This window comes from Mesorhizobium sp. LSJC280B00, assembly GCF_000502835.1.
Taxonomy (GTDB): Bacteria; Pseudomonadota; Alphaproteobacteria; order Rhizobiales; family Rhizobiaceae; genus Mesorhizobium.
Map to the genome: position 1 here is coordinate 350,965 of NZ_AYVL01000008.1, position 25,285 is coordinate 376,249.

25 protein-coding genes are annotated in these 25,285 nt (G+C 63.4%); 7 read left to right on the top strand and 18 right to left on the bottom strand.

The features are described 5' to 3' along the window. Nucleotides 1-4 precede the first annotated feature (4 nt). Genes X773_RS54040 through X773_RS54065 form a run of 6 tightly spaced genes read right to left on the bottom strand, consistent with a single transcriptional unit; the run spans nucleotide 5 to nucleotide 6,454 of the window. On the bottom strand, nucleotides 5-922 hold the full coding sequence (locus X773_RS54040) for a ribokinase (RefSeq protein ID WP_023676729.1): 918 nt from the start codon (nucleotides 920-922) through the stop codon (nucleotides 5-7). After that, nucleotides 919-1,794 carry a MurR/RpiR family transcriptional regulator gene (locus X773_RS54045; protein ID WP_023676730.1) on the bottom strand — a complete coding sequence of 292 codons (876 nt, stop codon included), beginning with the start codon at nucleotides 1,792-1,794 and terminating at the stop codon, nucleotides 919-921. The genes X773_RS54040 and X773_RS54045 overlap by 4 nt, the downstream gene beginning before the upstream one ends. After that, a complete protein-coding gene (locus X773_RS54050; RefSeq protein WP_023676731.1) occupies nucleotides 1,791-2,768 on the bottom strand; it encodes an ABC transporter permease in 978 nt (325 codons plus the stop codon). Before X773_RS54050 ends, X773_RS54045 begins: the two co-directional genes overlap by 4 nt. Before the next feature lie 16 nt (nucleotides 2,769-2,784). After that, nucleotides 2,785-4,311, bottom strand: coding sequence for a sugar ABC transporter ATP-binding protein (locus tag X773_RS54055; protein ID WP_023676732.1), 1,527 nt, complete (start codon nucleotides 4,309-4,311; stop codon nucleotides 2,785-2,787). Between the two features lie 54 nt (nucleotides 4,312-4,365). Further along, nucleotides 4,366-5,424, bottom strand: a complete 1,059-nt coding sequence (locus X773_RS54060) for a substrate-binding domain-containing protein (RefSeq protein ID WP_023676733.1) — start codon at nucleotides 5,422-5,424, stop codon at nucleotides 4,366-4,368. A 40-nt stretch (nucleotides 5,425-5,464) separates the two neighbouring features. Continuing rightward, entirely contained in the window at nucleotides 5,465-6,454 is a 990-nt protein-coding gene (locus X773_RS54065) for a sugar phosphate isomerase/epimerase family protein (protein WP_023676734.1), read from the bottom strand. A 247-nt stretch (nucleotides 6,455-6,701) separates the two neighbouring features. Here X773_RS54065 and X773_RS54070 point away from each other — a divergent pair, with 247 nt between their 5' ends. Beyond that, nucleotides 6,702-8,180 (top strand): esterase-like activity of phytase family protein, encoded by a 1,479-nt coding sequence (locus X773_RS54070; RefSeq protein WP_023676736.1) that lies wholly within the window; start codon nucleotides 6,702-6,704, stop codon nucleotides 8,178-8,180. Between the two features lie 146 nt (nucleotides 8,181-8,326). Here X773_RS54070 and X773_RS54075 read toward each other — a convergent pair whose 3' ends face one another. Continuing rightward, nucleotides 8,327-9,115, bottom strand: a complete 789-nt coding sequence (locus X773_RS54075; protein WP_023676737.1) for a L,D-transpeptidase — start codon at nucleotides 9,113-9,115, stop codon at nucleotides 8,327-8,329. Nucleotides 9,116-9,307: 192 nt separating this feature from the next. On the opposite strand from X773_RS54075, the gene X773_RS54080 reads away from it, so the two are divergent. Beyond that, on the top strand, nucleotides 9,308-10,855 hold the full coding sequence (locus tag X773_RS54080; protein ID WP_023676738.1) for an MATE family efflux transporter: 1,548 nt from the start codon (nucleotides 9,308-9,310) through the stop codon (nucleotides 10,853-10,855). 9 nt (nucleotides 10,856-10,864) lie between these two features. On the opposite strand, the gene X773_RS54085 is transcribed toward X773_RS54080, so the two are convergent. Then, nucleotides 10,865-12,073: an MFS transporter gene (locus X773_RS54085; RefSeq protein ID WP_023676739.1), complete on the bottom strand. Its 1,209-nt coding sequence runs from the start codon at nucleotides 12,071-12,073 to the stop codon at nucleotides 10,865-10,867. A 156-nt stretch (nucleotides 12,074-12,229) separates the two neighbouring features. On the opposite strand from X773_RS54085, the gene X773_RS54090 reads away from it, so the two are divergent. After that, complete coding sequence (locus X773_RS54090; RefSeq protein WP_023676740.1) at nucleotides 12,230-12,805, top strand: TMEM175 family protein; 576 nt, start codon at nucleotides 12,230-12,232, stop codon at nucleotides 12,803-12,805. A gap of 7 nt (nucleotides 12,806-12,812) precedes the next feature. Here the strand turns inward: X773_RS54090 and X773_RS54095 are convergent, their stop codons facing one another. Beyond that, nucleotides 12,813-13,094: a hypothetical protein gene (locus tag X773_RS54095; protein ID WP_023676741.1), complete on the bottom strand. Its 282-nt coding sequence runs from the start codon at nucleotides 13,092-13,094 to the stop codon at nucleotides 12,813-12,815. A gap of 130 nt (nucleotides 13,095-13,224) precedes the next feature. Between X773_RS54095 and X773_RS54100 the strand changes: the two genes are divergently transcribed. Beyond that, nucleotides 13,225-14,097 carry an SDR family NAD(P)-dependent oxidoreductase gene (locus tag X773_RS54100; RefSeq protein WP_023676742.1) on the top strand — a complete coding sequence of 291 codons (873 nt, stop codon included), beginning with the start codon at nucleotides 13,225-13,227 and terminating at the stop codon, nucleotides 14,095-14,097. Nucleotides 14,098-14,166: 69 nt separating this feature from the next. Here X773_RS54100 and X773_RS54105 read toward each other — a convergent pair whose 3' ends face one another. The 3 genes from X773_RS54105 to X773_RS54115 form a co-directional block, all read right to left on the bottom strand. Next, nucleotides 14,167-14,598, bottom strand: a complete 432-nt coding sequence (locus X773_RS54105; RefSeq protein ID WP_031211766.1) for a low affinity iron permease family protein — start codon at nucleotides 14,596-14,598, stop codon at nucleotides 14,167-14,169. Nucleotides 14,599-14,766: 168 nt separating this feature from the next. Then, on the bottom strand, nucleotides 14,767-15,408 hold the full coding sequence (locus X773_RS54110) for a DapH/DapD/GlmU-related protein (RefSeq protein ID WP_023676744.1): 642 nt from the start codon (nucleotides 15,406-15,408) through the stop codon (nucleotides 14,767-14,769). 96 nt (nucleotides 15,409-15,504) lie between these two features. After that, entirely contained in the window at nucleotides 15,505-15,993 is a 489-nt protein-coding gene (locus X773_RS54115) for a CreA family protein (RefSeq protein WP_023676745.1), read from the bottom strand. Nucleotides 15,994-16,198: 205 nt separating this feature from the next. On the opposite strand from X773_RS54115, the gene X773_RS54120 reads away from it, so the two are divergent. Further along, the gene (locus tag X773_RS54120; protein WP_023676746.1) at nucleotides 16,199-16,777 is read left to right on the top strand and encodes an SCO family protein; all 579 of its coding nucleotides are present in this window, start codon (nucleotides 16,199-16,201) and stop codon (nucleotides 16,775-16,777) included. 11 nt (nucleotides 16,778-16,788) lie between these two features. Beyond that, nucleotides 16,789-17,661, top strand: coding sequence for a 50S ribosomal protein L11 methyltransferase (locus tag X773_RS54125; protein WP_023676747.1), 873 nt, complete (start codon nucleotides 16,789-16,791; stop codon nucleotides 17,659-17,661). 39 nt (nucleotides 17,662-17,700) lie between these two features. Here X773_RS54125 and X773_RS0137915 read toward each other — a convergent pair whose 3' ends face one another. Beyond that, the gene (locus X773_RS0137915) at nucleotides 17,701-17,880 is read right to left on the bottom strand and encodes a hypothetical protein (protein ID WP_031211768.1); all 180 of its coding nucleotides are present in this window, start codon (nucleotides 17,878-17,880) and stop codon (nucleotides 17,701-17,703) included. 200 nt (nucleotides 17,881-18,080) lie between these two features. Between X773_RS0137915 and X773_RS54130 the strand changes: the two genes are divergently transcribed. Continuing rightward, a complete protein-coding gene (locus X773_RS54130; protein WP_023676749.1) occupies nucleotides 18,081-19,925 on the top strand; it encodes an aminopeptidase P family protein in 1,845 nt (614 codons plus the stop codon). On the opposite strand, the gene X773_RS54135 is transcribed toward X773_RS54130, so the two are convergent. From X773_RS54135 to ligA, 5 genes are all read right to left on the bottom strand, one after another. Beyond that, on the bottom strand, nucleotides 19,915-20,805 hold the full coding sequence (locus tag X773_RS54135; RefSeq protein WP_023676750.1) for a LysR family transcriptional regulator: 891 nt from the start codon (nucleotides 20,803-20,805) through the stop codon (nucleotides 19,915-19,917). The genes X773_RS54130 and X773_RS54135 overlap by 11 nt on opposite strands. A gap of 316 nt (nucleotides 20,806-21,121) precedes the next feature. Then, nucleotides 21,122-21,418, bottom strand: a complete 297-nt coding sequence (locus tag X773_RS54140; RefSeq protein ID WP_023676751.1) for an AzlD family protein — start codon at nucleotides 21,416-21,418, stop codon at nucleotides 21,122-21,124. Next, entirely contained in the window at nucleotides 21,415-22,143 is a 729-nt protein-coding gene (locus X773_RS54145) for an AzlC family ABC transporter permease (protein WP_023676752.1), read from the bottom strand. Before X773_RS54145 ends, X773_RS54140 begins: the two co-directional genes overlap by 4 nt. Nucleotides 22,144-22,265: 122 nt before the next feature. Continuing rightward, entirely contained in the window at nucleotides 22,266-22,958 is a 693-nt protein-coding gene (locus tag X773_RS54150; protein WP_023676753.1) for a TIGR02453 family protein, read from the bottom strand. Next, nucleotides 22,958-25,165 (bottom strand): NAD-dependent DNA ligase LigA, encoded by a 2,208-nt coding sequence (ligA, locus tag X773_RS54155; RefSeq protein WP_023676754.1) that lies wholly within the window; start codon nucleotides 25,163-25,165, stop codon nucleotides 22,958-22,960. The genes X773_RS54150 and ligA overlap by 1 nt, the downstream gene beginning before the upstream one ends. Nucleotides 25,166-25,285 lie beyond the last annotated feature (120 nt).

The following is a 25,285-nucleotide window of genomic DNA, read 5'->3' on the forward strand; positions in this document are numbered from 1 at the left end:
GCGGTCACTGAGCAGGCTCAGATTGAACAAGACCCCCGCGCTCGCGCTCCGGCGTTGCGACCAGCGAGGCAGCGGCGGCATTGGCGGCGGCAAGTGCCGCCTCGACGGGCTCTCCACGCGCAAGCCACGCCGCAAAGGCGCCGACGAATTCATCACCGGCACCGTGGGTGCTGACCACCTCCACCGGCATCGCCAGCAAGGCGAATGCCTGGCCGTCGCGGTCGCAATAGGCAACGCCCTCGCCGCCGGCCGTGACGATTGCAGCCGGATAGAAACCGACGAGCATGCCGGCCGCCTTCGCAGCACCCTCGAGCGTGTCGACGACCGAAACGCCGGCCAGGAACTCCGCCTCGATGGCGTTGACGATGACGATGTCGGTCAGCGCGATCAGTTCGGCTGTCAGCTTTCGCGCCGGCGCCGCATTGAGAACGACGCGGCCGCCATGCGCCTTCACCGCTCGCGCCGCGGCAATGTTGGCAGCTTCCGGCACCTCGTTCTGCAGCAGCAGCACCGCCGTTTGCGCGATCAGCTCGGCCGCCTCAGTAATGTCCTTTTCGCCGAGAGTGAGATTGCTCCCCGAGACGATCACCGCGCCATAGTCTCCGCTGTCGTCGAAAATCGCTACGCTCATCCCCGAGCCGGCGCCCGAAGCCACTCCCACGAAGCGCTGGTCGACGCCGTTGCGATCGAGATTGTCGAGAAGCGCGCGGCCGAAATCATCGTCGCCGACAGCTCCGATCATCGCCGCACGCACGCCGGCCCGCGCTGCCGACACCGCCTGGTTGCCGCCCTTGCCGCCGCATTTCGGATGCCAGGCATGGCCGGTGACGGTTTCGCCCTTGCGTGGGCGATCGGGGGCTTCGACCATGATATCGTAATGCAGGCTGCCGAATACGGTCACCAGCGGCGGGGAAGCCGTCATGTGCCCTTGTCTTTCCGTTTCGACGTCACCGCGGACATGGTGCGGCCGAGATTGCGCTCCGCCGCCTGGTAGTCGCGTTGCGCGACCGCGACGAACAGCGCGTCGAGAATGTTGAGCTGGGCAATGCGCGCCGCTGCGTTCTCACCCATCAACGGCGAGCCTTGGGCGGTCGAGCAAAGCACGATGTCGGCGACGGCTGCCAATGGCGAGTTGTCATAGTTGGTGATGGCCAGCGTGCGCGCGCCGCTTTTGCGCGCAAGTTGGATGGCGTCGATGACGGCGCTGGTATTGCCGGAATGCGAAAAGCCGACGGCGATGTCGTCGGCGCCGAGCAGCGAGGCCGACATCAACATCATGTGCGAATCGTCGTAGACAGAGGTGCGGATGCCGATGCGCAGGAATTTATGCGAGACGTCGCGTGCGATCTGCGCCGAGCCGCCGACGCCGTAGAAATCGCGATTCCTGGCGCGGTAAAGCAGATCGGCGGCACGGTCGAAATCGTCCATGTCGAGGATGGCGAGCGTCTCCTCCAGCGCCTGGATGGAGGTGCGGAACACCTTCTGCACGATCTCGGCCGAACTGTCGTCCACCGACAGCTCCTGATGCATCTCGGCGGTCGGCAGGCGGCTGTATTCATAGACCGCCGTGCGAAAGTCGCGATAGCCGGAAAAACCCAGCTTCTTGGCGATCTTGACCACCATCGCCTCCGAGACACCGGCCTCCTCGGCGATCTGCTTGAGCGGTATGGTCTCGTCGAAGCCGCGCCGTCCGAAGACCGTTTCAACCACCTTCGCCTCGAGCGGCGTCAGATGCGGCATCATCATGCGAATGCGCGGTCCTACTGCTTTCAGGTCCAGCCCGGTCAAGGTCATCCACGTCCCCTCGTCACGCGATCGATAAGCATCGCGGCGAGGATTATAAGGCCAGTTGCCAGGAGCTGATAGAAGGACTGCACGTTCATCAGCGTCAGGCCGTTGCGCATGCTGCCAAGGATGACGGCACCCAGAATGGTGCCGACGACGCTGCCCTTGCCGCCCATCAGCGAGGCGCCGCCGATCGCCGCCGCTGCTATGGCGTCGAGCTCCCAGAGATTGCCCAGAATGGGTTCGGCCGCACCCAGCCGGCCGATCAGGATCTGCGCTGCAAGAGCTGCCAGCAGGCCCGAGATCATATAGGCGGCGATCTTGGTGCGGGCGATCGGCACGCCGGCTATGTAGGCCGCCTCCTCATTGCCGCCGACGGCGAGCAGATATTCGCCGAACGGCGTCTTCTTGAGGATGATCCAGGCAATCAGCGCGACCACCGCCACGATGATGACCGCCAACGGCAATCCGAACAGCGAGCCGTTGAAGATGGCACGAAAGCCGGCAGGCAGGCCGAGCACCGGATTGCCGCCGGTATAGATCAGCGCCAGCGCCCGGTAGGTGCTGAGCGTTCCCAGCGTCACGATGAAGGGCTGCAGCCCGACATAGGCAACCAGCACGCCGTTGAGCAGGCCGCAGACGAGGCCGACGGCGAAGCCAGCGGCGATGGCCAGCGGGAACGGCACGCCGGCAACCAGCATAGAGGCCGAGATGACCGCCGAAAGGGCTGCCGTCGGTCCGACGGACAGGTCGATGCCGCCCGAGATGATTACCAGCGTCATGCCCAACGCCAGGCAGGCGTTGATGCTCGACTGCTGCAGGATGTTGATCAGGTTGCGCTCGGCAAAGAAGCCGGGGACCAGCGCCCCGAAGACGACCAGGATCACCACCAGGCCGATCAGCGTGCCGGCGTCGCGCACGGAAAACCGGTGCAGGAAATCTGCCCTTGGGCGCGCTGCTGTGTGTTGGGTTATATCGGTCATCCGCTGGTCCTGTCCGTTATGCACCGGCCCGATGGCCTTGCGCCTTGCCGGTCTCAATCTCCGTTTGGGGTATGGCGTGCGCGGCGATCGCGTGTTCGCTGAGACTTGCGCGGCCCAGTTCGGCGGCGACCGTGCCGTCGCGCATGACCAGCACGCGGTCGGCGAGCCGGATCACCTCGGGGAGTTCTGACGACACGACGATTACCGAATGGCCTTCGGCGGCGAGTTCCTCGATCAGGTGGTAGATCTCCGCCTTGGCGCCGACATCGATGCCGCGCGTCGGCTCGTCGAACAGAAGGATCCGTGTTCCCGCCGCCAGCCAGCGGCCGATGATCGCTTTCTGCTGGTTGCCGCCGCTGAACAGGCGGATCGGCCGGTCGAGCAGGAACGGCCTGAGATTGACCCGCTTCATCTTCTCGGCCGCGACCCGTTTCAGCCTTTTGTGATCGATGACGCCGCGCGGCGCGAACACGCCCATCGAGGCCAGCGCCATGTTGCTGGAGATCGACCGCAACGGCACGATGCCTTCGCGCTTGCGCTCCTCCGGCACCAGGGCGATGCCGGCCGCGATCGCGTCGCGCGGACTGGAAAGCTTTACCGCCTTGCCGTCGATCTCCATCGTGCCTGATGAGGTCCGGTCGGCGCCGGCCAGCAGCCGCAGCAGCTCGGTGCGGCCCGAGCCGACCAGGCCGGCAACGCCCAGCACCTCGCCGCGATGCAGGTCGAACGAAACGTCACGGACCTTGGTTGCCGAGGCGAGGCCACGCACGCTCAGCCTGATCTCGGGGGAAGCATGCGAGCGGTGTTGTTCCTGGGCAAGCTCGCGGCCGACCATCATCGAAACGACGGCCTTTTCCGACACCTGCGCGAGATCGACGGTTTCGACCACAACGCCGTCGCGCATGACAGTGGCGCGCTCGCAGATGCCGAACACCTCGTCCAGCTTGTGCGAGACATAAACGACGGCGACACCGTCGCGTGCCAGACCGGCAATGACTTCCGCCAGCCGTTCGAACTCGCTCGGCGTGAGGCTCGACGTCGGCTCGTCCATCGCCACGATCCTGGCGCGGTCGAGCAGCGCCCGGGCGATCTCGACGATCTGCCGCTGCGCCACCTTCAGCGAGCCAAGCGGGGCTGCCGGATCGATGGTCGGGTCGATGGCGGCGAGGGCTTCCGCAGCGCGGCGTTCCTGCTCGCGCCGTGCGACGAAGACGCCGCCGCGCGTCAACGGATGGCCGAGAAACATGTTCTGGGCGACGCTGAGGCGTGGCACCTGCTGTAATTCCTGATGGATCATCGCCACGCCGGCGGCGCGGGCCGCGACCGGGGTGTTCAGCGTCACCGGTTTGCCGTCAATAAGCACGCTTCCCGCCGTCGGCCGGTAGACGCCTGACAGGATGCGCAGCAGCGTCGACTTGCCGGCGCCGTTTTCACCGAGCAGCCCATGGATTTCGCCGGCGCCGACCGAAAAGGACACATCGCTCAGCGCCCGCACGGCCGGAAACTCTTTGGAAATGCCTTCGAATTGCAGCCGCGCTGACATTGCTTCAGTTCTCCCGGCAAGAGTGCCGAAAGGCCGGCACCCGCCGCCCCAGCTCTATTGGCCCGCTGCCGCGTCCTCGAGCAGCGCCTTGCGCACGGCATCGCCGGCGCCGGAGTAACGGTCGGCATTGTCCTTGGTGATCAGCGCCTGCGGCGTGGCAACGACGCGCGGCAGCTTCTGCCCGGCCACCAGCCGCAGCGCCGATTCCAGCGCCACCTCGCCGGTCAGCACCGGGAACGAATCGACGGTGCCGGTCAGCTCGCCGGCGCGGATCGAGGCGTAGGCGTCGGAAATCCCGTCGGTGCCGAACACGGCGACCTTGTCCTTTAGGCCGGCGGCCTTGACCGCTTCGACGATGCCCAGCGCCATGCCGTCATTGTTGGCATAGAAGCCGATCAGATCGGGGTGCTGCTGCAGGATGTTGGTGGCCGCGTCGTAGGAGGTCTGACGATCCCAGTTGCCGGGGACGCTGGCCACGACCTCGAACTTGCCGGCTTCGGTGATGGTGGTCTTGAAACCGTCGGTGCGCTGGACGGCGGCGTAGACGCCGGCCTGGCCTTCGACGATGGCGACCTTGCCGCCGTCCGGCCGGTTCTTGATGAACCATTTGGCGACGCGCACGCCGTTGTCGCGCTGGACATTGCCGACATAGTGCTCGGCCTGCGGGATGACCGCGTCGTTGACGTTGACCACCGGCACATTGGCTGCCTTGGCCTGTTCCACGATCGGCTGCAGGTTGGAGTCGGTCTGCGGCGAAACGAGCAGCACGTTGTAGCCTTGCGTGACCAGGCCTTCGGCGATGGTGAGCTGGCCGAGCTGGTCGCCCTCGCTCTGCGCCGCCTGGTAGACCACGGGCACGCCGGTGCGGTCGCCGAACGACTTGTAGCCCTCTCCCAGCGAGCGCCAGTATTCATTGGTCAGCGTCTTGGAGACCGCACCCGCCTTGGTACCCTCGGGCAGCTTGGGGAAGGCCCCGAACTTGGCCTCGAGCTGCGACCAGTCGATGCGATCCTTCTCGGTGTCGGAATTGAGCGGCGCGAGGTCTGCGGAAAACACCGAGCCGATGGACAGCGCCATCAGGCCAGCGGTAGCGGTGGCAAGCAGAAATTTCATGGTCCTTCCTCCCTTGTTGAACGGAATATGCGGCCGGGCCTCAGCTGTCCGGGCCGAGCATGGCTTCCTGGATAATGGCTTGCGACGCGATCGCGTCCTGACGGTCGACGGCGGCTAACATGCGGTTGTCCCCGTCCAGCCGATCGACGACGCGCAGCATGCGCTTGACAGTCGCGATGTTGACTTCGCATTCGTGGACCGGGTCGAGCCCGGTCATATCGGGAAACGTGTCGAAGTAGATGGCGCCGGCGTAGCCGTTGCGGCGGATCTGGCGCAGCAGCTCGATCGTCTGCAGCGTATGCACGGCCCCGACCATCAAGCCGTCGTCGCGCTTGGCATAGCCATCGTTGAGGTGCACGCCGAGCAGCTTGCTGTGCCGTGCCACGAGCGCAGCGGCGAAAGCCGGCTGCTCGTCGGCGTAGAGCACATGGGCGAAATCGAGCGTCACGCCGAGATTGGGCAGGCCGATCTCGCGGATTGCCAGCAACGTCGTCGCCGCATCGGGCATCAGGCTGTAGGAGCGCGGCTCGTTGGGTTTGTATTCAAGGCTGATCTGGCAATCGGGGTCATGCGCCGCAACTTCACGAATTCCATCTATTTCGTGTTGCCAGAGCGTCGCATAATCGGCCTGGAAAGCATAATCGAAGCCATCCTGCCCGAGCCACAGCGTCATCAGGCTGGCGCCAGCCTCGCGCGCGGCGTCGATCCCGGCCTTGGTCATGTCGATGGCCTCGCGGCGAACGGCCGGATCCGGATTGGTGAAGGCGCCGAGCTTGAAGGCCGGGTTGGAGTAGTAGCGCATGGCGAAACCATTGATGGAAAGCCCGAGATCGCGGAGTTTGCGCGCCATTTCCGCAGGCTTTTCATCGACATGGTCGGGAAAGTTGAGGTCGAGATCGGTCAACTCCGCAACCTTCGCCGCACGTGCCGCCATTTGCAGCATGGACGGTTTGCCGACAAGATCGGGCCACTCGGCCTGTGGCCGCGAGGCAAAGGAATTGAGGCGGGTGGCGAAACGACAGACTGTCATCGGTGGCCTTTCATCGTCATAACTTCACATAAGAACGATAATTTGTAAAGTTGTTAATTGCACTCTCGGCGGCGACGGATTCGCATGTCCAGGCCAGTTGCGACCACAAGGGTCAAAGCAAGCGCGGCACTGTCACGCAAGTATCATGTTCGCGTCCTAGATCGCTTCTCCGAAGGCTTTCGCGGCATCCTCGATGCGACGCGGCGCTTTTTCGGGCCCCGGCAGCTTTGTCTCAAAGAGGATATCCATGAAAAACCTGCACCGAACCGCGTCCCTCGCTGTCGCGCTGGCGATGTTCACCGCCTTGACTCCGGCCCTGGCAGAAAACTCCGCGACCGTCGGCGGCGTCAGCTTCGTCAACAAGGGCCTGGTCGGCGTCGGCCGCATCCCGGCCAGCCAGAAGGACAAGTTCGGCGAGACGTTTGGCTCCGGCTCAGGCATGTCGATCGATGCTGCCGGCTGGACGCATGGCGCCGACGGCTACAAGGGCTCGTTGTGGCTGTTGCCGGATCGCGGCTACAATGTCGTCGGTACTACCGACTACCGGCCGCGCCTCAATACGATTGCCATCGAGTTCGCTCCGATCACGCCGGGTGCAGTGCCAGCCGCCGGCCAGGAACAGTCGGGCCTCAGGGCGACGCTTGCCGACACCATGCTTTTGACCGACGACAAGGGCGCCGACGCAACCGGGCTCGATCCGCTCAACGGCGTGCGTGCCGCGACCGACGACATGCCGATCCTGCCCGAAGCCAACGGCAAGCTCGCGCTCGATAACGAAGCGATCGCACGGCTGCCCGACGGCACGATGTTCATCTCGGACGAATACGGTCCGAACATCTACCGCTTCTCCGCCGATGGGCGTCTGATGTCGGCAACGCAGCCGCCGGCGGCGCTTGTCCCGATGCGTCACGGGACGCCAAACTTTGCTTCCAACAATCCGGGACCTGGCGCGGCAGACCCAGATCCGAAGGATCCCGAAACCGGCCGTCAGAACAACCAGGGCCTCGAAGGCATGGCGCTGACGCCGGACGGGAAGTTCCTGATTGCCGTGCTGCAGTCGGCCCCAAGGCAGGATGGCGGCGATTCCGCCTCGACGCGCCAGAACACGCGCGTGCTGGTCTACGATGCCTCGGATCCCGGCCAGCTCAAGCTCGCGCATGAATATGTCGTGCCGCTGCCGGTGTTCACCGATGCCAAGGGCAAAACCAAGATCGCCGCGCAGAGTGAAATCGTGGCGCTGTCGGACAAGACCTTCCTGATGCTGGCGCGCGACAGCGGCAACGGCCAGGGGCTGAAGGGCGACACCTCGCTCCATCGCGAGATCAGCGTCGTCGATGTGTCGGCGGCAACCGACATCGCCGGCACAGAGTTCGACAAGGACAAGCCGCTGGCGCCCAAGGGTGAGCTCGATCCATCGGTGACGCCGGCCAAGCTGACGCCGTTCATCGACATCAACGACAAGAGCGAGCTCGGCCGCTTCGGGTTGCACAATGGCGCGCCCAACGACCGCAACAACCTTTCGGAGAAATGGGAGGCGATGTCGGTGGTGAGCGTCCTCGATCCAAAGCTGCCCGACGACTATTTCCTGTTCGTCGCCAATGACAATGACTTCCTCACGCAGGACGGCTTCCAGGTCGGCGCGGCCTACAAGGCCGAGGATGGCGCCGATGTCGACACCATGTTCCTGGTCTATCAGGTCACGCTCCCAGGCCTCACCGGGAAGTAGCGGCAGCCATACAGGCGGAGGCGCCGAACGCGTCCGCCTGAGCTGGCGCGATTGAACGGTCGTGCCCCTTCAGTTGCGGCTCGCCCGCGAAAAGACGGTGTCCTAAGCATCGCAAAACCTGCGACTGACGATCCAGTCGAAGGCACTTACCTCAACATCTCCGCGTCCCTTGGCACGCCTGCATCGATCGGCTCGGCCGTCCTGTTTGACACGGCGGCGATCTTCCCGGCGGCCGACAGGTTCGGGCGCACGAAGACCGGCACGACGCCATCGACGCGGCTGTAGAGGTCGATAATGTCCTGATTCATGAAGCGCACACAGCCGGAGGAAGCGTTCTTCCCGATGGAATCCCACTCCGGCGTGCCGTGCAGCCTGTACATCGTGTCCTTGCCGTCACGGAAGAGATACAGCGCGCGGGCACCAAGCGGGCTCTGCGGGCCGGGCGGCATGCCGTCCTTGTATTTCGCCAGTTCCGGCCGGCGTTGGATCATTTCCGGCGGCGGCGTCCAGACCGGCCACTTCTTTCTCGCCTGAACCACGGCGCTGCCGGTCCATCCGAAACCGGCCTTGCCGAGGCTGACGCCATAGCGAATTGCCTTGCCGCCGTCGCGCACCAGATAGAGGAAGTGCTCGGAAGTATCGACGACGATCGTGCCGGGTTTTTCTCCAGTCGGGTCGGCCACGATTTGACGCACGAATTTCGGATCGACCTTGGCTACCGGAATTGCCGGCAGTTGATAGCCCTCGTCGATGCGCGCGGCATACATGCTTGCGGCATCGCCGAGAGCCGGATCGCTTGGTGCCGCGGGCACCGGCGGCGCCGCCACGTCCGTCGTGGTGCACGACGAAAGAGCCACGGAGGCCGCGCCCAGAGCGGATGCACCAAGAAAGGCGCGCCGGTTCAGGCGCTCAAAAAACAACGGAATATCGGACATGAGCCCCCCGGCTTACCGATGAGATCCAGGAAAATGCGGCCCCACGCGTGCGGGATCAATATACGATTCCGAAAGGTTTGAGAAATGCTTAGATCAAGGCACGCCAGGCGGAATTTACAGCGCCGCATCGACCTCTCCCGTTAAATCGGCAATCATTGCGGACTCAGACAAGCCTTCGCCGAGTTGCCTGCCATGGACGACAACATGCCCCCGCGCCGGCAGACCGGCGACCTCACCAGTGGGCCTATCCCGCGCACCCTTTTGCTGTTTGCCCTGCCGGTGCTCGGCTCCAATGTGCTGCAGTCGCTCAACGGCTCGATAAATGCCGTGTGGGTCGGCCGTTTCCTCGGTGAAGCGGCGCTGACCGCCACGTCCAATGCCAACCTCGTGCTGTTTCTCATCCTCGGCACCGTCTTCGGCATCGGCATGGCGGCGACCATCCTGGTCGCACAATCCGTCGGCGCTCGTGACCTGCCCGAAGCCCGGCGCANCGGCATCGGCATGGCGGCGACCATCCTGGTCGCACAATCCGTCGGCGCTCGTGACCTGCCCGAAGCCCGGCGCATCGTCGGAACCAGCGCCACCTTCTTCTTCCTCGTCTCGGTGGTGTTCGCGGTCTGCGGCTGGATCTGGGTCGATGCGATCCTCGATGCGCTCGGCACGCCGGCCGATGCGTTGCCGCTGGCGCGCTCCTATCTGCGCATCATCTTCCTCGCCGTGCCGATGATGAACCTGCTGTCCTTCGTCATGACGGTGCTACGCGGCGCCGGCGATTCGCGCACGCCTTTCCTGTTCATGGCGCTGGCCGTCGTGCTCGACGTCGTTTTGAACCCGTTGCTCATCCTCGGCATCGGCCCGTTCCCCGAACTCGGCATCGCCGGCTCGGCCGCGTCGACGCTGATCGGCCAGACGGTAAGCGTGGTTGCCATCCTGATCGTGCTTTATGCGCGCAAGCACCCGCTGCGGCTGGCCGGCGCCAATCTCGTTCTGCTGCGGCCGGACCCGGCGCTGCTGCGCATTGTCGTCTTCAAGGGCGTGCCGATGGGCCTGCAGATGATCGTCGTTTCGGCCGCGGCGCTGACGGTGATGGGCATGGTCAACTCGTACGGCTCGCAGGTCGCGGCTGCCTACGGCATAGCCGCACAGCTCTGGACCTATATCCAGATGCCGGCGCTCGCCATCGGCGCCGCGGTGTCGTCCATGGCGGCGCAAAATGTCGGCGCCGGGCGCTGGGACCGGATTGGACGCATCGCCGCCTCCGGCGTCGGCTTCAACCTTGTGCTCACCGGCATGCTCGTCGCGCTGCTGTTCGTATTCGATCGCGCGGTGCTCAGCCTCTTCCTTGGCAGCGACAGTGCAGCAATCGAGATCGCCACTCACATCAACAAGATCGCGTCGTGGTCCTTCATCCTGTTCGGCATCACCATCGTGCTCTTCGCCACCGTGCGTGCCACCGGCGCGGTGATGCCGCCGCTGATCATCCTGGTGATCTCGGTGCTGCTGGTGCGCACCAGCTTCGCCTATTTCTTCCGAAGCGTGATCGGCGAGGAAGCTCTGTGGTGGAGCTTTCCGGCTGGCTCTATAACCTCGCTCGTGCTGGCCGCGGCCTATTATCGCTTCGGCCGCTGGCGCAGCCTGCACATGATCGAGAGCCGGCCGGCTGCCGGCGAACCGCCGGATACCGGCCTCGGCGTACCGCGCCAGCGCGCGCATCTTTCGCCCGAGACACCGAACGGCTGAAAGGTCGGCTCAGCGCGCGTATTTCGCGCCAAACCCGAGAGCGACCAGGGAAAAGACGACAATCATGCCGGCAAAGGCCAGGCTTGCCACGGTCGCACCTGCCACCGTCGACAGAACGCCGATGCCGATGACCGGCAGCGCGTTGCCGCAAAAACAGCAGATGAAGAAGGCCGAGACGACTTCGGCGCGCCGGTCCGCCGGCGCGATCTCGTTCACCACTTGCAAGCCGCCGCGATAGCCGAGCGCTGCCGCCCCGCCGCACAAGGCGGTCCCGGCAATCATTATGGCCATCGAGGCGAAGACCTGCGCCGCAACGACCAGTGCGACGGTTGGGATCATCAGCGCAAGTGCCGCGAACATCGCGGCTCGGCTCGAAAGACGTGCCGTCGCTACAATGGTGGCGGCCGTCACGATTGCCAATTCAAAGAACAGAGCGCCGGCTTCGGCATGGTTGGTTACCTGCAGTTGCTGCGCCAAAATGCTCGGTGCGAGTGCTGCATAAAAGCCGACCAGCGCCATTGCGCCAAAGCCGGTCACCGCCGGCGCAACGAAACTTGCGCGGATGTCATCGGGCACGGAAAGCCGCGGTCGCATCGAAACGTCAGCCAGTTTCCCCGGCCGCGAAACGGTTTCCCGCGTGCGCCAGACCAGCAGGGTTACAGTCGCGAGCATCGCCAGGTAGACGACGAATGTCAGCCTGAGCGGCCAGGGCGCGTATTCGGCGAGCAACCCGGCCCCCAGCGCACCGAGGCCGAGGCCGAGAAAATTGGTGCTGGTGGCAATCGTCGCCGCCTGTGACTTGTCGTCGGTCGGGAGCAATTCGGCGAGCCAGGCGGTGCCGGTGCCCGCGCCAACGCCGATTCCCAGTCCGCTCAGAATTCGGGCGATATCGAGCCAGGCGACATTTTCGGCGAAGAGGAAAACCACCGCGCTGACGACGGCCACCGCCATCCCGGCCAATGCCATTGGACGGCGCCCGATGACATCGGACACACGCCCTAACATCAGAAGCGCTGCCAGATTGCCGATGACATAGACGGCGTAGACCAGCGTCAAAGTGATCTGCGAGAAGCCGAAGAGCTGCTTGTAGATGATGTAAAGCGGCGTCAGCGCCGTGCTGCCGGCGAAAAGAGCCGCAATCATGGCGGCCACGGCGGCCGCTGCAGCGCGGCCGCCGAGTTCGTGATCGCGCGTCATGACTTGAGCGTGAGCTGTCATTTTTTCGACCTTTTGCTGTTCGGGATCTGACATCCTAACGCCTTTTTCGCGTCAGCCGTTCCCCCTCCCCGGCTTGCTCCTGACAAGTTTGGCAGCTTTGCCGATGGCGCTGAGCGAGATCCTCTTTTAACTTCAGCGGATTGTCAGGGGAGATTCATGGGCAAGGGACGAGTCGAGGCATTCACCGATGGCGTGGTCGCCATCATCATCACCATCATGGTGCTGGAATTGAAGGTGCCGCATGGCGAGGATTTTTCCGCGCTGGCACCACTCTGGCCGATCTTCCTCAGCTATGTGCTGTCCTTCATCAATGTCGGCATCTACTGGAACAATTTGCACAACATGTTCCATACCGTGCAGCGGGTCGACGGCCGCGTGCTGTGGGCGAACCTCAACCTGCTGTTCTGGCTATCGCTGATGCCGGCGACGACAGCCTTCATGGGTGAGAACCATTTCGCGCCGGTGCCGGTTGCCGTCTATGGCGTCGACCTGGCGCTCTGCGCCATCGGCTTTAACATCCTCACCATGGCCCTGCATCGACTGCACGGCAATGAGACTCTCTTCGCCAGGGCGTTGGGCAATGACCTCAAGGGAAAGATCTCGCTGGTCCTCTATCTTTCCGCCATCGCGCTGACCTTCGTCAATCACTGGATCGGTGTCTCGATCTATGTCCTGGTGGCGATGATCTGGTTCGTGCCGGACAGGCGCTTCGAGCGGCTGATCGAGAAATAGGCCCCTTCTAGCCTCGCATTGCTTTCAGCTTTTCCGCTACCGAAGCGGCAAGGTCGGCGTAGCGCTCCTCCAGCCGCTCGGCCGCCTTGATCACTGAAAAATCATGGCCGAATTTTTCCAGCGCCATGCGCAGCTTTTCGACGAATTCGGCCTGTTTTTCGAGCGCCGAAAACAGCGTCATAACTTGCGCTTCGCTGATGTCGGGATTGGCGAGCATTTGTGGCACCTCGCGGCTCATCTGGTCGCCGGTGGCGGTCTGTTCTTTCAGGATCTCGATCCAGTCGGTCAATCGTCAGGTCTCCTTTTTCGATATCAGCATGCGCAGCGCCCGCCGATGCGGTCAACCCGAAGATGCCGGTACCGGCTTGCGCGAGCCTCTTTCCGCGCTAAGTTCGCCGCGGCCAGAACAGGAGAAAATCATGACCACCGACGCCGAGATCCAGACCGCCCTGCCCGCACTTGCCTCCGGCAATGTCGCCGTCATCACCGGCGCGGCCAGCGGCATCGGCCTTGCCGCGGCCAAACGGCTGGCGGCGATGGGCATGAACATCGTGTTGGTCGATATTGGCGGCGCACGCCTCGATGAGGCCCGACGCGCCGTCGCCGCCATCGCCGGCGACAGCGCCGTACTTGCCGTCGCCACCGATGTCTCGAAGGCCGACGAACTCGACCGGCTGGCCGAAAGGACATTCGGCGCCTTCGGCGACGTATCGCTGCTGATGAACAATGCCGGCGTCGGCAACAATCCCGGCAAGCCGTGGGAGAACCGCGACGCCTGGAAACGGCTGCTGGATATCAATTTCTGGGGCGTCGTCCATGGCGTCGAGGCCTTTGCGCCGCGCATGCTGGCGGCGGGAAAGCCGGGCCTGATCGTCAACACCGGCTCCAAGCAAGGCATCACCACGCCGCCCGGCAACCTCGCCTACAACGTTTCCAAGGCGGGCGTGAAGACCTATACCGAAGGCCTGGCGCACGCGCTGCGCAACGAGCCGGGCGCCAGTGTCGCGGCGCATCTGCTTATCCCCGGGTTCACTTTTACCGGCCTGACCGAAGGTGCGACCGAAAAGCCGGCCGGCGCCTGGACCGGCGAGCAGGTCATCGACTTCATGCTGGCCTCGCTACTGCGTGGCGATTTCTACATCCTGTGTCCCGATAACGAGGCGACCCGGTCCATGGACGAAAAGCGCATGGGCTGGGCGATTGGCGACCTCATCGAGAACCGCCCTGCCCTGTCGCGCTGGCACCCGGACTACAAAGATGCTTTCGCGGCATTCATGACACGCACCGCATGATCCCGAACCGAAGATCACCGTAGCAAAGAATCGGATCCGATCTTCGCAGGTATGCGCCGGACCTTTATATCACGCCGCTGCGTGCTTCTTCGTGTTCCGCTTCTTCGCCATGGCTTTCTCGGCTGCCAACTCGGCAAGCTTCTGATCATGCCGCTTCGCTGCCTGTTCGCATTTCTTGCGGATCTCTTCGACCTCGGTCTCAGTCAGGTGTTCGATACCGATGAAGGTGTTCTGGGCTGTGCTGACCCGGATCAATTCGTCGAGCTTCGCCTGGATCGCAGCGCCATCGCGGTTCTGGGTGTTCTGGATGAGAAACACCATCAGGAAGGTGACGACCGTCGTGCCGGTGTTGATGACGAGCTGCCAGGTGTCCGAAAAGCCGAACATCGGCCCGCTTGCCGCCCAGACGACGATGATCAGGAAACAGACGGCAAACGTCGGCGGCAGGCCGGCAAAATGGGCGACGTTGTTGGCGATCCTGGTGAAAAGCTTCTCAATCATTCAAACTCCCTCAACAGCCGGGCGACGAACCCGGACGGAAGCCGAGTTCATTGTGTCTGCAGAAACAGTTGGCAGCCGCTCCTGGTTCCCTCGCGGCGGAAGGTCGCGGGTACATTGTTGGAGGAGCAGATCGCGCAGGCCGTCGGACCGCTTGCAGATAGCCCGAACTCAGGCGGCGTCGTTTTCCCAGCGGTCGAGGAAAGCCTCGATGGGCAAGGCCTGCATGTCGGGGACTGCCCTGGCCAGTTTCTCGAGCGGCCAGTCCCACCAGGCAAGCCGTTCGATCCGGGCCGCAGTTTCCGCGCTGAAGCGCTGCCGCACTGGCCTGGCCGGAACGCCGGCGACGATTGCATAGGCCGGCACGTGGCACGTCACCACCGCGTTGGCACCGACGATCGCGCCGTTGCCGATCACTACGCCAGGCATGATCACGGCGCCATGGCCGATCCAGACATCATGGCCGATGCTGACGGCTTTCGCCCGCCGCCGGTCGCGGAACGCCTGATCTACACCCAGCCAGCGGAAATACTCGTTGGGCCGATAGCTGATCTTGTGCTGCGTCAGCCGCTCGACCGGATGCTCCAGCGCATTGATGCGGCTGTTGGCGGCGATCGAGCAGAATTTGCCGATCGTCGTATAGATCGCCTCGGCGTGGCGCTCGAAGTAGGAAAAGTCGCCGACCGTCACCTCGCGGAGGATGACCCGCTCGCCGATCGACGCGTAGCGTCCAAGCTTGCACGCCTTCAGCTCCGCCGTCGGATGGATGCGCGGCTCGGGATCTTTCAGGACAAGGTGTTCGGGACGGTCCATGCGCGCGCTTTACGCCCGCGCGCATAGTCTCGCAAGCCGAGTGCAGCGCCGCGCATCCGTTTGGACGCGCCAAGGACCCTGTAGCACCTTAAGTCTCTATTTCGGCTTGCCGCTGGTCCACACCACGTTCTGGCCGTAGAGCGGCACGGTGGTGACCGACATTTTTGCCGAGCCATCCTGCACCTGGCGTGAATGCGACAGGTAGATCAGGGTCTCGTTGGCCTTGTCGTAGATGCGGTTCACCACCTGCTTTTTCCAGATCAGGCTGATGCCTTGCTTGAACACCTCCTCGCCGGCCTCGCTCATGTCGATGTCGCCAATGGTGATCGGCCCGGTCTGGCGGCAGGAGATCGAGGAATCGGACGGGTCCTCGAACCAGTTGCCTTTCTGCAGGCGGTCGATCACGCCACGGTCGAAATAGGAGACGTGGCAGGTCACGCCCTCGACCTTCGGATCCTTGATCGCCTCGACGATGATATCGTTGCCGAGCCAATCGACGCCGACCTTGCCGACTTCCTCGGCGGCGGCCGCGCCGGCGCCAATGACAAGGCATGCGGCTAACGCGCCGCCAATCAGTTTTCGCAAAGAGGCCTCCTGCGGTTCGAATTTTGCCGACCTCAGGTGGGACGAACGGCAGCGCTTTGCAAGCAGATCGCCTCCCAGAGGATTGCCGGTTGCGGCAACGCGACATCTTTGCGTCGGCACGACCGAACCGCTAAGAGTGTTCGCCAAGCCAGGGCCTTCACGGCGCCAACCCGGCGCCCGATGGAATAACGACGGACTTTCACTGATGATGCGTTCAATTCTGGTCGGTATTCTCGTCCTGATGGCCGCCGGAATCGGCTGGCTCACCTTCGACTGGTACCGCGGACATTATGGCGGCGAGCCGTTCGGAGCACCGTTCACGCTGGTCGACCAGAAGGGCGCGCCGGTCACCGAAGCCGCGTTTCGCGGCCACCCCAGCGTCGTCTTCTTCGGCTTCACGCACTGTCCGGAAGTCTGCCCGACCACGCTTTTCGAGTTGGCCGGCTGGCTGAAGACGATGGGCGACGACGGCAAGAACCTGCGTGCCTATTTCGTTACGGTCGACCCGGAGCGCGATACGCCCGAAATCATGAACACCTATGTCAGCAATTTCTCCGATCGCATCCTCGGCATATCAGGCGATCCCGAAAAGGTCCACGCCATGGCCAAGTCCTTCGGCATCTACTGGAAGAAAGTCGACACGAGCGACGGCGACTACACGATGGACCACACTGCTTCGGTGCTGCTGCTCAACGCCAAGGGCGATTTCGCCGGCACCATTGCTTATGGCGAAAGCCCGGATGCCGCCATCGCCAAGCTCAAACGGCTGGCGGCGGAAGGTTGACATATCCGGTAATGACGCAGACGCGTTTGTATTTCACCGCGGGCAAGATCGAGGCTGATCGCATCTTCGCGGCGCTCGGTGCGGCATTCGACGATGAGGGCCTGCCGATTGCGGTGCTCGAGGTCGACGAGGACAGCGACATCCACGAAGTATCGCTCTATGCCGACGACGACGTCGATGCGGTCGAGGCGCGGCTTAGGGACATCCTTGCCGGACTGTCGCTGTCGAAACCGATAGCGCGCGAAGCGCTGCCCGACATCGACTGGGTGGCGCGCTCGCTGGAGGGATTGAAGCCGGTGCGGGCCGGGCGCTTCTTCGTCCATGGCGCGCATGACCGCAGGAAGCGCCACAGCGGCGAGCTCGCCATCGAGATCGAGGCCGGCCTTGCCTTCGGTACCGGCCATCACGGCACCACCGCCGGCTGCCTCGAAATGCTGGAGCAGGTCATACAGCGCGAGCATCCGCGCAACGCGCTCGACCTTGGCACCGGCAGCGCGGTGCTCGCCATCGCAGCGGCCAGGCTCGCGCATATACCGGTGCTGGCGACCGACATCGACCCGGTCGCCGTCAAGGTGGCCGCCGCCAATGCGCGGCTGAACCAGGTCAAGGGGCTCATTGAAACGGTGGCGGCGCCCGGTTTTCATCATCCGATCTTTGCCGCGCGTGCGCCCTTCGACCTGATCGTCGCCAACATATTGGCGCGGCCGCTGATGCGTCTGGCGCCGCAAATGGCCGGACATATCGCGCTCGGTGGCTCGATCGTTTTGTCGGGCATCCTCGAGCGCCAGCGCGATGCGGTAATCGCGGCCTATGTCGGCCAGAAATTCCGGCACGTCCGCACCTTGCACCGCGGGGGCTGGGTGACGATTCACCTCAAGCGCTGAGGCGCAGCGCCTTCAACGCAAGCCGGAATCAACTCGGACCTAGCGCGAGTTCGCCGCTTTCTTCAGCTGTTCGCGATCGTAGCCGTGAGCTTTCAGCGTTTCGTCGTCAAAGCCAAGCAGAACGCCGCTCACATACCGGCTCGCTTCGCGCTGGCGAGCTTCGATCAGCGCTTTCACAGCGTTTCTGAAAAATCCGCGTCTAGGTGAAATCGTGGACATGACGGTCTCCTTTGCAGGGCAACAGGACTTTTCCTCCACATTAAGAAGGTAAGCTCTGCTGACGCTTTTTGAAATCGTCGATTCTGCATGGCGTCCATGCGCAAAGAGACACGCAGCAACCGGGAATGATCGGTCCGAAAATCGATTCCGATTTTCGAGGTCATGCGCTACGGTCGCGCCAGCATTCGAGGAGAGCCGACATGTTCCAGACCTTCGATTCCGCCGGCGATCCGGCCGTTGGCAAGCCGCGCGTGGCAATGCTGCGCCAATGGTTGGCGGCCAACGGGCTGGATGGCTTCATTGTGCCCCGTGCCGACGAGCACCAGGGCGAATATGTCGCCGATCGCTCGGCACGGCTGAAATGGCTGACCGGCTTCAGCGGCTCGGCCGGAGTCGCCATTGTGCTTGGCGAGCGCGCCGTCATGTTTGTCGACGGGCGCTACACGCTGCAGGTGCGCCAGGAGGTCGATCTCGACATCTTTTCGATCGAGAGCCTTGTCGACAACCCGCCGGCCAACTGGATCAAGGACAATCTCGGCAAGGGCGTGCGATTGGGCTTCGATCCGTGGCTGCATACGATCAGCGACGTCAAGGCGCTGAAAGCCTCGGCCGAGAAATCCGGCGCGATACTGGTGCCGCTCGAAGAGAATCCGATCGACGCGATCTGGCAGGACCATCCCGGGCCGCCACTGGCACCGGTCGAGATCCACCCGATCGGCTTTGCCGGCGAACTGGCCAAGGACAAGCTGGTGCGGCTGGCAGCGGCCATCGAGAAGGACGGCGCCACCCATGCCGTGCTGACCGACCCCTCCTCCATTGCCTGGGCGTTCGACATCCGTGGCGGCGACGTACCGCACACACCGCTGGCGCTCGGCTTTGCCGTGCTGGCCGCCGACGGCTCGCATCTGCTTTTCATGGACCAGCGCAAGTTTTCGCGCACCGTCGCGGCCTACCTGACGCAGCTCGCCGAATTGCACGACCCAGGTGAATTCGAAACGGCAATCGTCACCCAGGCCAAGAGCGGTGCAAAAATCGCGCTGGACCCGGTTCTAGCGGCGGACAAGCTCAGGATGCTGGTCGAGGATAATGGCGGCACCGTCATTGCCGTGCCCGATCCGGCCCGCATTCCACGCGCAACAAAGAACAAAGCTGAGATCGCCGGCGCACGCGCCGCACATCGCCGCGACGGCGCCGCGGTCGCCAAGCTGCTGTGCTGGCTCGACCGCCAGAAGCCCGGCACGCTCGACGAAATCGCCGTTGTCACCAGGCTTGAGGAGACGCGCCGTCAGACCGGCGAAGAAACGCAGATGCCGCTGCGCGACGTATCGTTCGATACCATCTCCGGCGCTGGTCCTAACGGCGCTATCATGCACTACCGCGTCTCCCGCGCCACCAATCGCAAGCTGGGGGATGGCGAGCTGTTCCTGCTCGATTCCGGCGGGCAGTACCAGGACGGCACCACCGACATTACCCGCACGGTTCCGATTGGCGCGCCAACCGAGGAGATGCGCGAGCGCTTCACGCTGGTGCTGAAAGGCATGATCGGCATCTCCATGCTGCGCTTCCCCCAGGGCACGCGCGGCTCCGAAATCGATGCAGTGGCGCGCCTGGCGCTATGGAGACACGGCTGCGATTTCGCCCATGGCACCGGGCACGGTGTCGGCTCCTATCTTGCCGTGCATGAGGGCCCGCAGCGTATCGCCAAGACCGGTACCGAAAAGCTGCTGGCCGGCATGATCGTCTCCAACGAGCCCGGCTATTACAAGGAAGGTTCCTACGGCATCCGCATCGAGAACTTGATTCTGGTGACACCGGCCGAGGCAATCGAGGGCGGCGACATCGCCATGCACGGCTTCGAGACACTGACGCTGGCGCCGATCGACAAGCGGCTGGTCCGATCGGACCTTTTAACCCGCGACGAGTTGCATTGGCTTGACGAATACCATGCGCGCGTACTGGCCGAGATCGGACCGATGCTCGACGGCGAAACGCTGGCCTGGCTGGAAAAGGCAACCGCGCCGCTGCCGCACGACTTCAAGCAATAGCCGCGGCGGCAACGCCGGTTGACAGGCATTGCTCCGCAAGCAGTCCCTGCAAAGCGGTGACGTTGGGAGAACCGGCTCCCTTGCGCCAGAACAACACCGTGACGGCGTTGTCTTCGTCAGAGGGCAGTTCGTGCAGCTTTAGCCAGCGGCTTTCCGGGAAACCCGAAAGCACGCTTTTCGGCATCAGCGCTATGCCCATGCCAGCCACCACGCAACCAAGGATGGCATGGTATGAACCAAGCTCGATGGTTTTCTCGGCCATGAACCCTCGGCGCGCATACCATTGTTCCAGCCGCTTGCGGTGCGGACAGCCGTGCTCGAAGGCTATCATGGTTTTGGGCATGTCCAGGTGGTCTTCGACCGAAACGCGCGATGCCGCCGAGACAATGACCAGCTGCTCGTGAAACGCGGGCAGCTTTTCGAATGGGGCGTCGGCGATCGGCTCGGCGGCGAACGCTGCATCGAGCTCACCGGCAAGCATGGCGGTCGCGAGAACCTGCGGATTGCCGGTGCGCAACTGGATTTCCACTTCGGGATGCCGTGCATGGTATTCGGCGAGCAGACTTGGAAGCCGTGCCGCAGCGGTGCTCTCCATGGCACCTAGGCGAAGAGTGCCGCGCGGGCGTGGATCGAGCATCGCCGTTCGCGCCTCCTCCGCAAGCGCCAGCAGCCGATCCGCATAGCCGACCAATCTGTGACCGGCCGGCGATACGTGCAGGCGCTTGCCCTCCCGGATAAACAGCTGCACGCCGAGATCCTCCTCGAGCTGCCGGATGCGTGTGGTCACGTTCGACTGCACGCGAAACAGTTTTTCCGCCGCCCTGGTGATTCCACCCTCGCGCACCACCGTGCGGAAGATGCGCAGATCGGCCAAATCCATACATCTCTCCTGGAGAACATAACGATCTTAATTATTCATTTTAACTGATTATGCCTTTCCCGTAAATCGCCGGTGTAGCTGCCGATCAACACGGCAAACCAGGGGAGATGGAAATGTCGCGTAAGCCCTTCGGCATCCAGCCGACCGATCTAAGCGCATTGACGCCGAAGCAGCGCGAAGCCCTCTATAGTGACGCCGTGCGTCGCGCCCACCAGGAGAGATCGGAGGCGATCCGGCTGAGCCTGTCGCGGGTCGGCGCGGCAATAGTCGCTGCGGTAAAACGCATGTGTGCTCTCGCCGCCAAGGCAAAAGTCGATCAGCCGACGAGCTGCCGCGCGAGGATCAGCACGGCAGCACCCGCCAGGAACATCGCCATCAGGCCGCCGCGCAGTGAGACCAAGCCGGCAACGATCAAGGCTGCCCATTCCGCCGGCCCGGCGCTGAGCGCCGCCGGCGCCACCAGCGTGGTCAGCACCGCCGCCGGCACGGCGCTGAGCCCGGCTTCGACGCGCGGGTGGATTTGATCGAAACGCGAGATCACCAGATGACCGCCGATGCGGGTCAGATAGGTCGCGATCGAAGCGGCGATGATGATCCACAAGGTCGTGCTCATCGCCGTACCTCCACGCCGCTGTGGCGGGGCGGCAGGATGACGGCGAGCAGCACGCCGGCCAGCGCACCTATGGAGACATGCCAGGGCGAGCCGACCGTTTTGTATGCAATGATGGAGGCGGCAGCGCTGGCGATGACCACCGGCAGCCACAGCGGCCGCTTGCGGAAGCTCATGACCAGGCCGAGAAAATAGATCGGCAGCAGGAAATCGATGCCCAACGCATGGGTGTCGGGAATAAGCTTGCCGAACATCGCGCCGAGCGCGCTTTCGATGGTCCAGAACACATAGACCGGCAGCCCAAGCCCCATATACCAGGTGAACCCGACGGTCTCGCCGGCCTCCGCCTTGCGCTCGGCCACCGCGAACTGCGGATCGGTAAGCACGAAGTAGCCTATCGCCTGCTGGATCAGCGGCCAATGCGCGATGCGCCGGCCGATGCCAGCCGAATAGAGCACATGGCGAAAATTCACCGCGAAGATCGACAGCACGATCAGCCACGGCGCGACATGCTGGCCGAACAGCTCGATGCCGACCATCTGGCTGGCGCCGCCGAACACCGTTGCGCTCATCAGGAACGCTTCGAGCACGGAAAACCCGTTGTCAACTGCGAGCGCACCGAACAGCAATGCAAACGGCGCCGACGCCACCACGACGGGCATGCTGAGCCGCACGCCGTCCCAGAAATCGCTTTTCGCTCCGTTTTCGGAGATTGCTTCCGCCGACATCGATCGCTCCTTGGGAACGGCCGTATGTAGAGAGAGCGGCCCGGCTTGTCACACCAATTTGCTTGAGGCAAACGATCAGCGGAAATGATGGCTGAAGCGTCGCGGCAAGCTCGCTTCCGAGCCTAGCGCGGCGAAGCCTTGCCATCGATCGCCCTGCCCCAGTCGAGCAGCGGTTTTGCCCGCATGACGAAGTCGACGAGTTCGTCGACCAATCCAGCTCCGTAGATATCCGCCGGCTCGATTGCGTGCCGGACGGCAAAATGCCGGTTGCGGATCGCGGCAGCGAGATCGGGCTCGGCGATATGCTCGAAGCCGCGCGGCGTGCGCTTCATGCAGCCGTCCGGGTCGAGCTCGAGGCCGTTCTTCTTCAGCGCCGCGACGAGGCTGCGGAATTCAGCGGGCCGCTTCGCGATCGCGTTGCGCAGCGCCAGCAATAGCTCCGGTCCGGGCTGCCACCAGGCAATGGCGGCAAAGCATCGCTCGAGCCCGATATGGACGTAAAAAACGCCCTGTTCCATCTTGGTGCCGTCGGGCGAAAGGATCGCCGACAAATGCCGGTTATAAGGCCGTTTGTCCTTGGCGAAACGCACATCGCGATTAATCCGGAACAGCGACTTCTTGCGGTCGCCGCGCAGGCCGAGCCCCAATGCCATGAAGCGCTCGGAGAGCGTCTCGACCAGATCGCCGAAGGGACCGCGCAGGTCGCGTTCGAAAAGGTCGCGGTTTTCCAAAAACCACTCCCGGCTCTGATGAAAATCCAGCGCCTTGAGGAAGGGAATGGCCTTTTGCCCAAAACCGTTGAACGCAGCCGCCATCACCCGCCCTTGCCGATCCGCTGCAGCCAGGTGTCCTCGTCGATCACCTCGATGCCGAATTTGGTCGCATCCTTCAGCTTGGAACCGGCGCCTGGCCCTGCCACCAGGAGATCGGTCTTCGCAGAAACCGAGCCGGCGACCTTCGCGCCGAGGCGTTCGGCCATCGCCTTGGCCTCCGGGCGCGTCATCTTTTCCAGCGTGCCTGTAAACACGATTGTCTTGCCGGCGACCGCACTGTCGGCTGAGACGTTCACAATGTACGGCTTCGGATGGACCTGTGTGAGCAGCGCTTCAAGCACGGCGTCGTTGCGTTCATTGCCGAAGAAATCGCGAAGAGCGCCTATCACGGTATCGCCGATGCCGTTGATCGAAGGAAAAACGGTGTGTGGATCGGCTGCCGCTGCCGTCTCCTTGCCAATGCGGATCAACTCCTCGATCGTCGAGAAGGTTCGGGCAAGCACAGCGGCCGTCGTTTCGCCGATATGACGAATGCCCAGCGCGAAGATGAAGCGATCAAGTTCCGGTTCGCGGCGAGCGTCGATGGCACCGAAGAGCTTGTCGAGGCCGTCATAGTTGCGTTCCTCGATGCTGCGTACATTCTTGCGCGTTTTGCCCGATGCGGCCTCGCGCTGCCTGGCCTGCTCCTCCCGTCGCTCCGCCAGCGCCTTGGTGACGGCGGGACGGCGGTCCCGGAGGGTGAAGATATCGGCGGCTGTCTTGACCAACCCGGCATTGAAAAACAGGTCAATGTTTTCAGCGCCCAGGCCTTCGATATCCATGGCGCCGCGCGACACAAAGTGGCGCAATCCTTCCACGGCCTGCGCAGGGCAGATCAGTTCGCCGGTGCAACGTCGGCGGGAATCTTCCTTGCCGGTCTTCTCGTTGATCTCGCGCCTTGCCGGCGAGCCGCAGATCGGACAGTTGTGCGGGAATTCGTAGGGCACGGCATCTGGCGGACGCTTGTCGGCTACGACGCTGACGATCTGCGGAATGACGTCCCCTGCCCGCTGGATGACCACCGTGTCGCCGATACGCACATCATAGCCGTCGCGGATCGGCTGGCCGTTGCTGTCCAGACCCTTGATGTAGTCTTCGTTGTGAAGCGTGACATTTTCGACCACGACGCCGCCGACCGTGACGGGCGCAAGCCGGGCAACGGGCGCCAGCGTACCGGTACGGCCCACCTGAATGTCGATCCTGAGCACGGTTGTCATCGCCTGTTCGGCTGGAAATTTGTGGGCAATGGCCCAGCGTGGTTCGCCGGTGACAAAGCCCCATCTGCGCTGCAACTCCAATTGGTCGACCTTGTAGACGACGCCGTCGATGTCGTAGCCGAGCGATGAGCGCTGGGTCTCGATTAGGTGATAGTGCGCGACCAGTTCCTCGACCGATCTTGCCCGGACCATCAGCGGGCTGACCTTGAATCCCCACTCCGCGAATTTTTGCACGGAATCGTATTGGGTCGGAGCTGGATCCTTTGAAGTATAGCCCCAGGCGTAGGCAAAGAATTTGAGGTTGCGGCTGGCGGTAACGGACGGGTCCTTCTGGCGCAGCGATCCAGCCGCCGTGTTACGCGGATTGACGTAATCCTGGCCACCTATCGCCGCCGAACGCTGCTTCAGCGCCTCGAATTCCGCGTAGGTCATATAGACCTCACCGCGTATTTCGATGACCTCGGGCCAGTCCGATCCCTTCAAGGTCTTGGGAATATCGGCGATGGTCTTGAGATTGGCGGTGATATCCTCGCCGACGACGCCGTCGCCGCGCGTTGCTCCCTGCACGAACACACCGCCTTCATATCGCAGGGAAGCCGATAGCCCGTCGATCTTCGGCTCCGCCGTGAAGGCGATGTTCAGATCCTTGTCGCGGTCAAAGAATCGCCGGCCCCGTTCTATGAAGTCCGCGACGTCCTGGTCGGTATAGGCCTTGGCAAGGCTGAGCATCGGCACCGCGTGGCGCACCTTGGCAAAACCTTCCGCCGGCGGCGCGCCGACCCTGCGTGAGGGCGAATCCTCGCGCACAAGATGCGGGAACCGCTGCTCGATGGCGAGGTTGCGCCGCGTCAGCGCGTCATATTCCGCGTCCGTGATTATCGGCGCGTCCTCGCCATGGTAGCGCCGGTCGTGCTCGGCGATCTCCTGCGCCAACCGCTTCAACTCGCTTGCCGCCTCGCTTTCGCTGAGCGAATCGACTGGTTTTTCGTCCATGCACTGCTCCCTCCACGGTGGCGCGACACAATAGAACAGGATTCTCTCATGAGGGAGAGACCAGACACGGAAAATCATTCCTGAACAGCAGGATGGAGCCATACCCTGACTCAGGTCGCG

What these genes read in the sequence shown, in the direction of transcription:
- X773_RS54040 (WP_023676729.1), bottom strand. Translation starts at nt 922, where the DNA reads ATGACGGCTTCCCCGCCGCTGGTGACCGTATTCGGCAGCCTGCATTAC.
- X773_RS54045 (WP_023676730.1), bottom strand. Translation starts at nt 1,794, where the DNA reads ATGACCTTGACCGGGCTGGACCTGAAAGCAGTAGGACCGCGCATTCGC.
- X773_RS54050 (WP_023676731.1), bottom strand. Translation starts at nt 2,768, where the DNA reads ATGACCGATATAACCCAACACACAGCAGCGCGCCCAAGGGCAGATTTC.
- X773_RS54055 (WP_023676732.1), bottom strand. Translation starts at nt 4,311, where the DNA reads ATGTCAGCGCGGCTGCAATTCGAAGGCATTTCCAAAGAGTTTCCGGCC.
- X773_RS54060 (WP_023676733.1), bottom strand. Translation starts at nt 5,424, where the DNA reads ATGAAATTTCTGCTTGCCACCGCTACCGCTGGCCTGATGGCGCTGTCC.
- X773_RS54065 (WP_023676734.1), bottom strand. Translation starts at nt 6,454, where the DNA reads ATGACAGTCTGTCGTTTCGCCACCCGCCTCAATTCCTTTGCCTCGCGG.
- X773_RS54070 (WP_023676736.1), top strand. Translation starts at nt 6,702, where the DNA reads ATGAAAAACCTGCACCGAACCGCGTCCCTCGCTGTCGCGCTGGCGATG.
- X773_RS54075 (WP_023676737.1), bottom strand. Translation starts at nt 9,115, where the DNA reads ATGTCCGATATTCCGTTGTTTTTTGAGCGCCTGAACCGGCGCGCCTTT.
- X773_RS54085 (WP_023676739.1), bottom strand. Translation starts at nt 12,073, where the DNA reads ATGACAGCTCACGCTCAAGTCATGACGCGCGATCACGAACTCGGCGGC.
- X773_RS54090 (WP_023676740.1), top strand. Translation starts at nt 12,230, where the DNA reads ATGGGCAAGGGACGAGTCGAGGCATTCACCGATGGCGTGGTCGCCATC.
- X773_RS54100 (WP_023676742.1), top strand. Translation starts at nt 13,225, where the DNA reads ATGACCACCGACGCCGAGATCCAGACCGCCCTGCCCGCACTTGCCTCC.
- X773_RS54105 (WP_031211766.1), bottom strand. Translation starts at nt 14,598, where the DNA reads ATGATTGAGAAGCTTTTCACCAGGATCGCCAACAACGTCGCCCATTTT.
- X773_RS54110 (WP_023676744.1), bottom strand. Translation starts at nt 15,408, where the DNA reads ATGGACCGTCCCGAACACCTTGTCCTGAAAGATCCCGAGCCGCGCATC.
- X773_RS54120 (WP_023676746.1), top strand. Translation starts at nt 16,199, where the DNA reads ATGATGCGTTCAATTCTGGTCGGTATTCTCGTCCTGATGGCCGCCGGA.
- X773_RS54125 (WP_023676747.1), top strand. Translation starts at nt 16,789, where the DNA reads ATGACGCAGACGCGTTTGTATTTCACCGCGGGCAAGATCGAGGCTGAT.
- X773_RS0137915 (WP_031211768.1), bottom strand. Translation starts at nt 17,880, where the DNA reads ATGTCCACGATTTCACCTAGACGCGGATTTTTCAGAAACGCTGTGAAA.
- X773_RS54130 (WP_023676749.1), top strand. Translation starts at nt 18,081, where the DNA reads ATGTTCCAGACCTTCGATTCCGCCGGCGATCCGGCCGTTGGCAAGCCG.
- X773_RS54135 (WP_023676750.1), bottom strand. Translation starts at nt 20,805, where the DNA reads ATGGATTTGGCCGATCTGCGCATCTTCCGCACGGTGGTGCGCGAGGGT.
- X773_RS54140 (WP_023676751.1), bottom strand. Translation starts at nt 21,418, where the DNA reads ATGAGCACGACCTTGTGGATCATCATCGCCGCTTCGATCGCGACCTAT.
- X773_RS54145 (WP_023676752.1), bottom strand. Translation starts at nt 22,143, where the DNA reads ATGTCGGCGGAAGCAATCTCCGAAAACGGAGCGAAAAGCGATTTCTGG.
- X773_RS54150 (WP_023676753.1), bottom strand. Translation starts at nt 22,958, where the DNA reads ATGGCGGCTGCGTTCAACGGTTTTGGGCAAAAGGCCATTCCCTTCCTC.
- ligA (WP_023676754.1), bottom strand. Translation starts at nt 25,165, where the DNA reads ATGGACGAAAAACCAGTCGATTCGCTCAGCGAAAGCGAGGCGGCAAGC.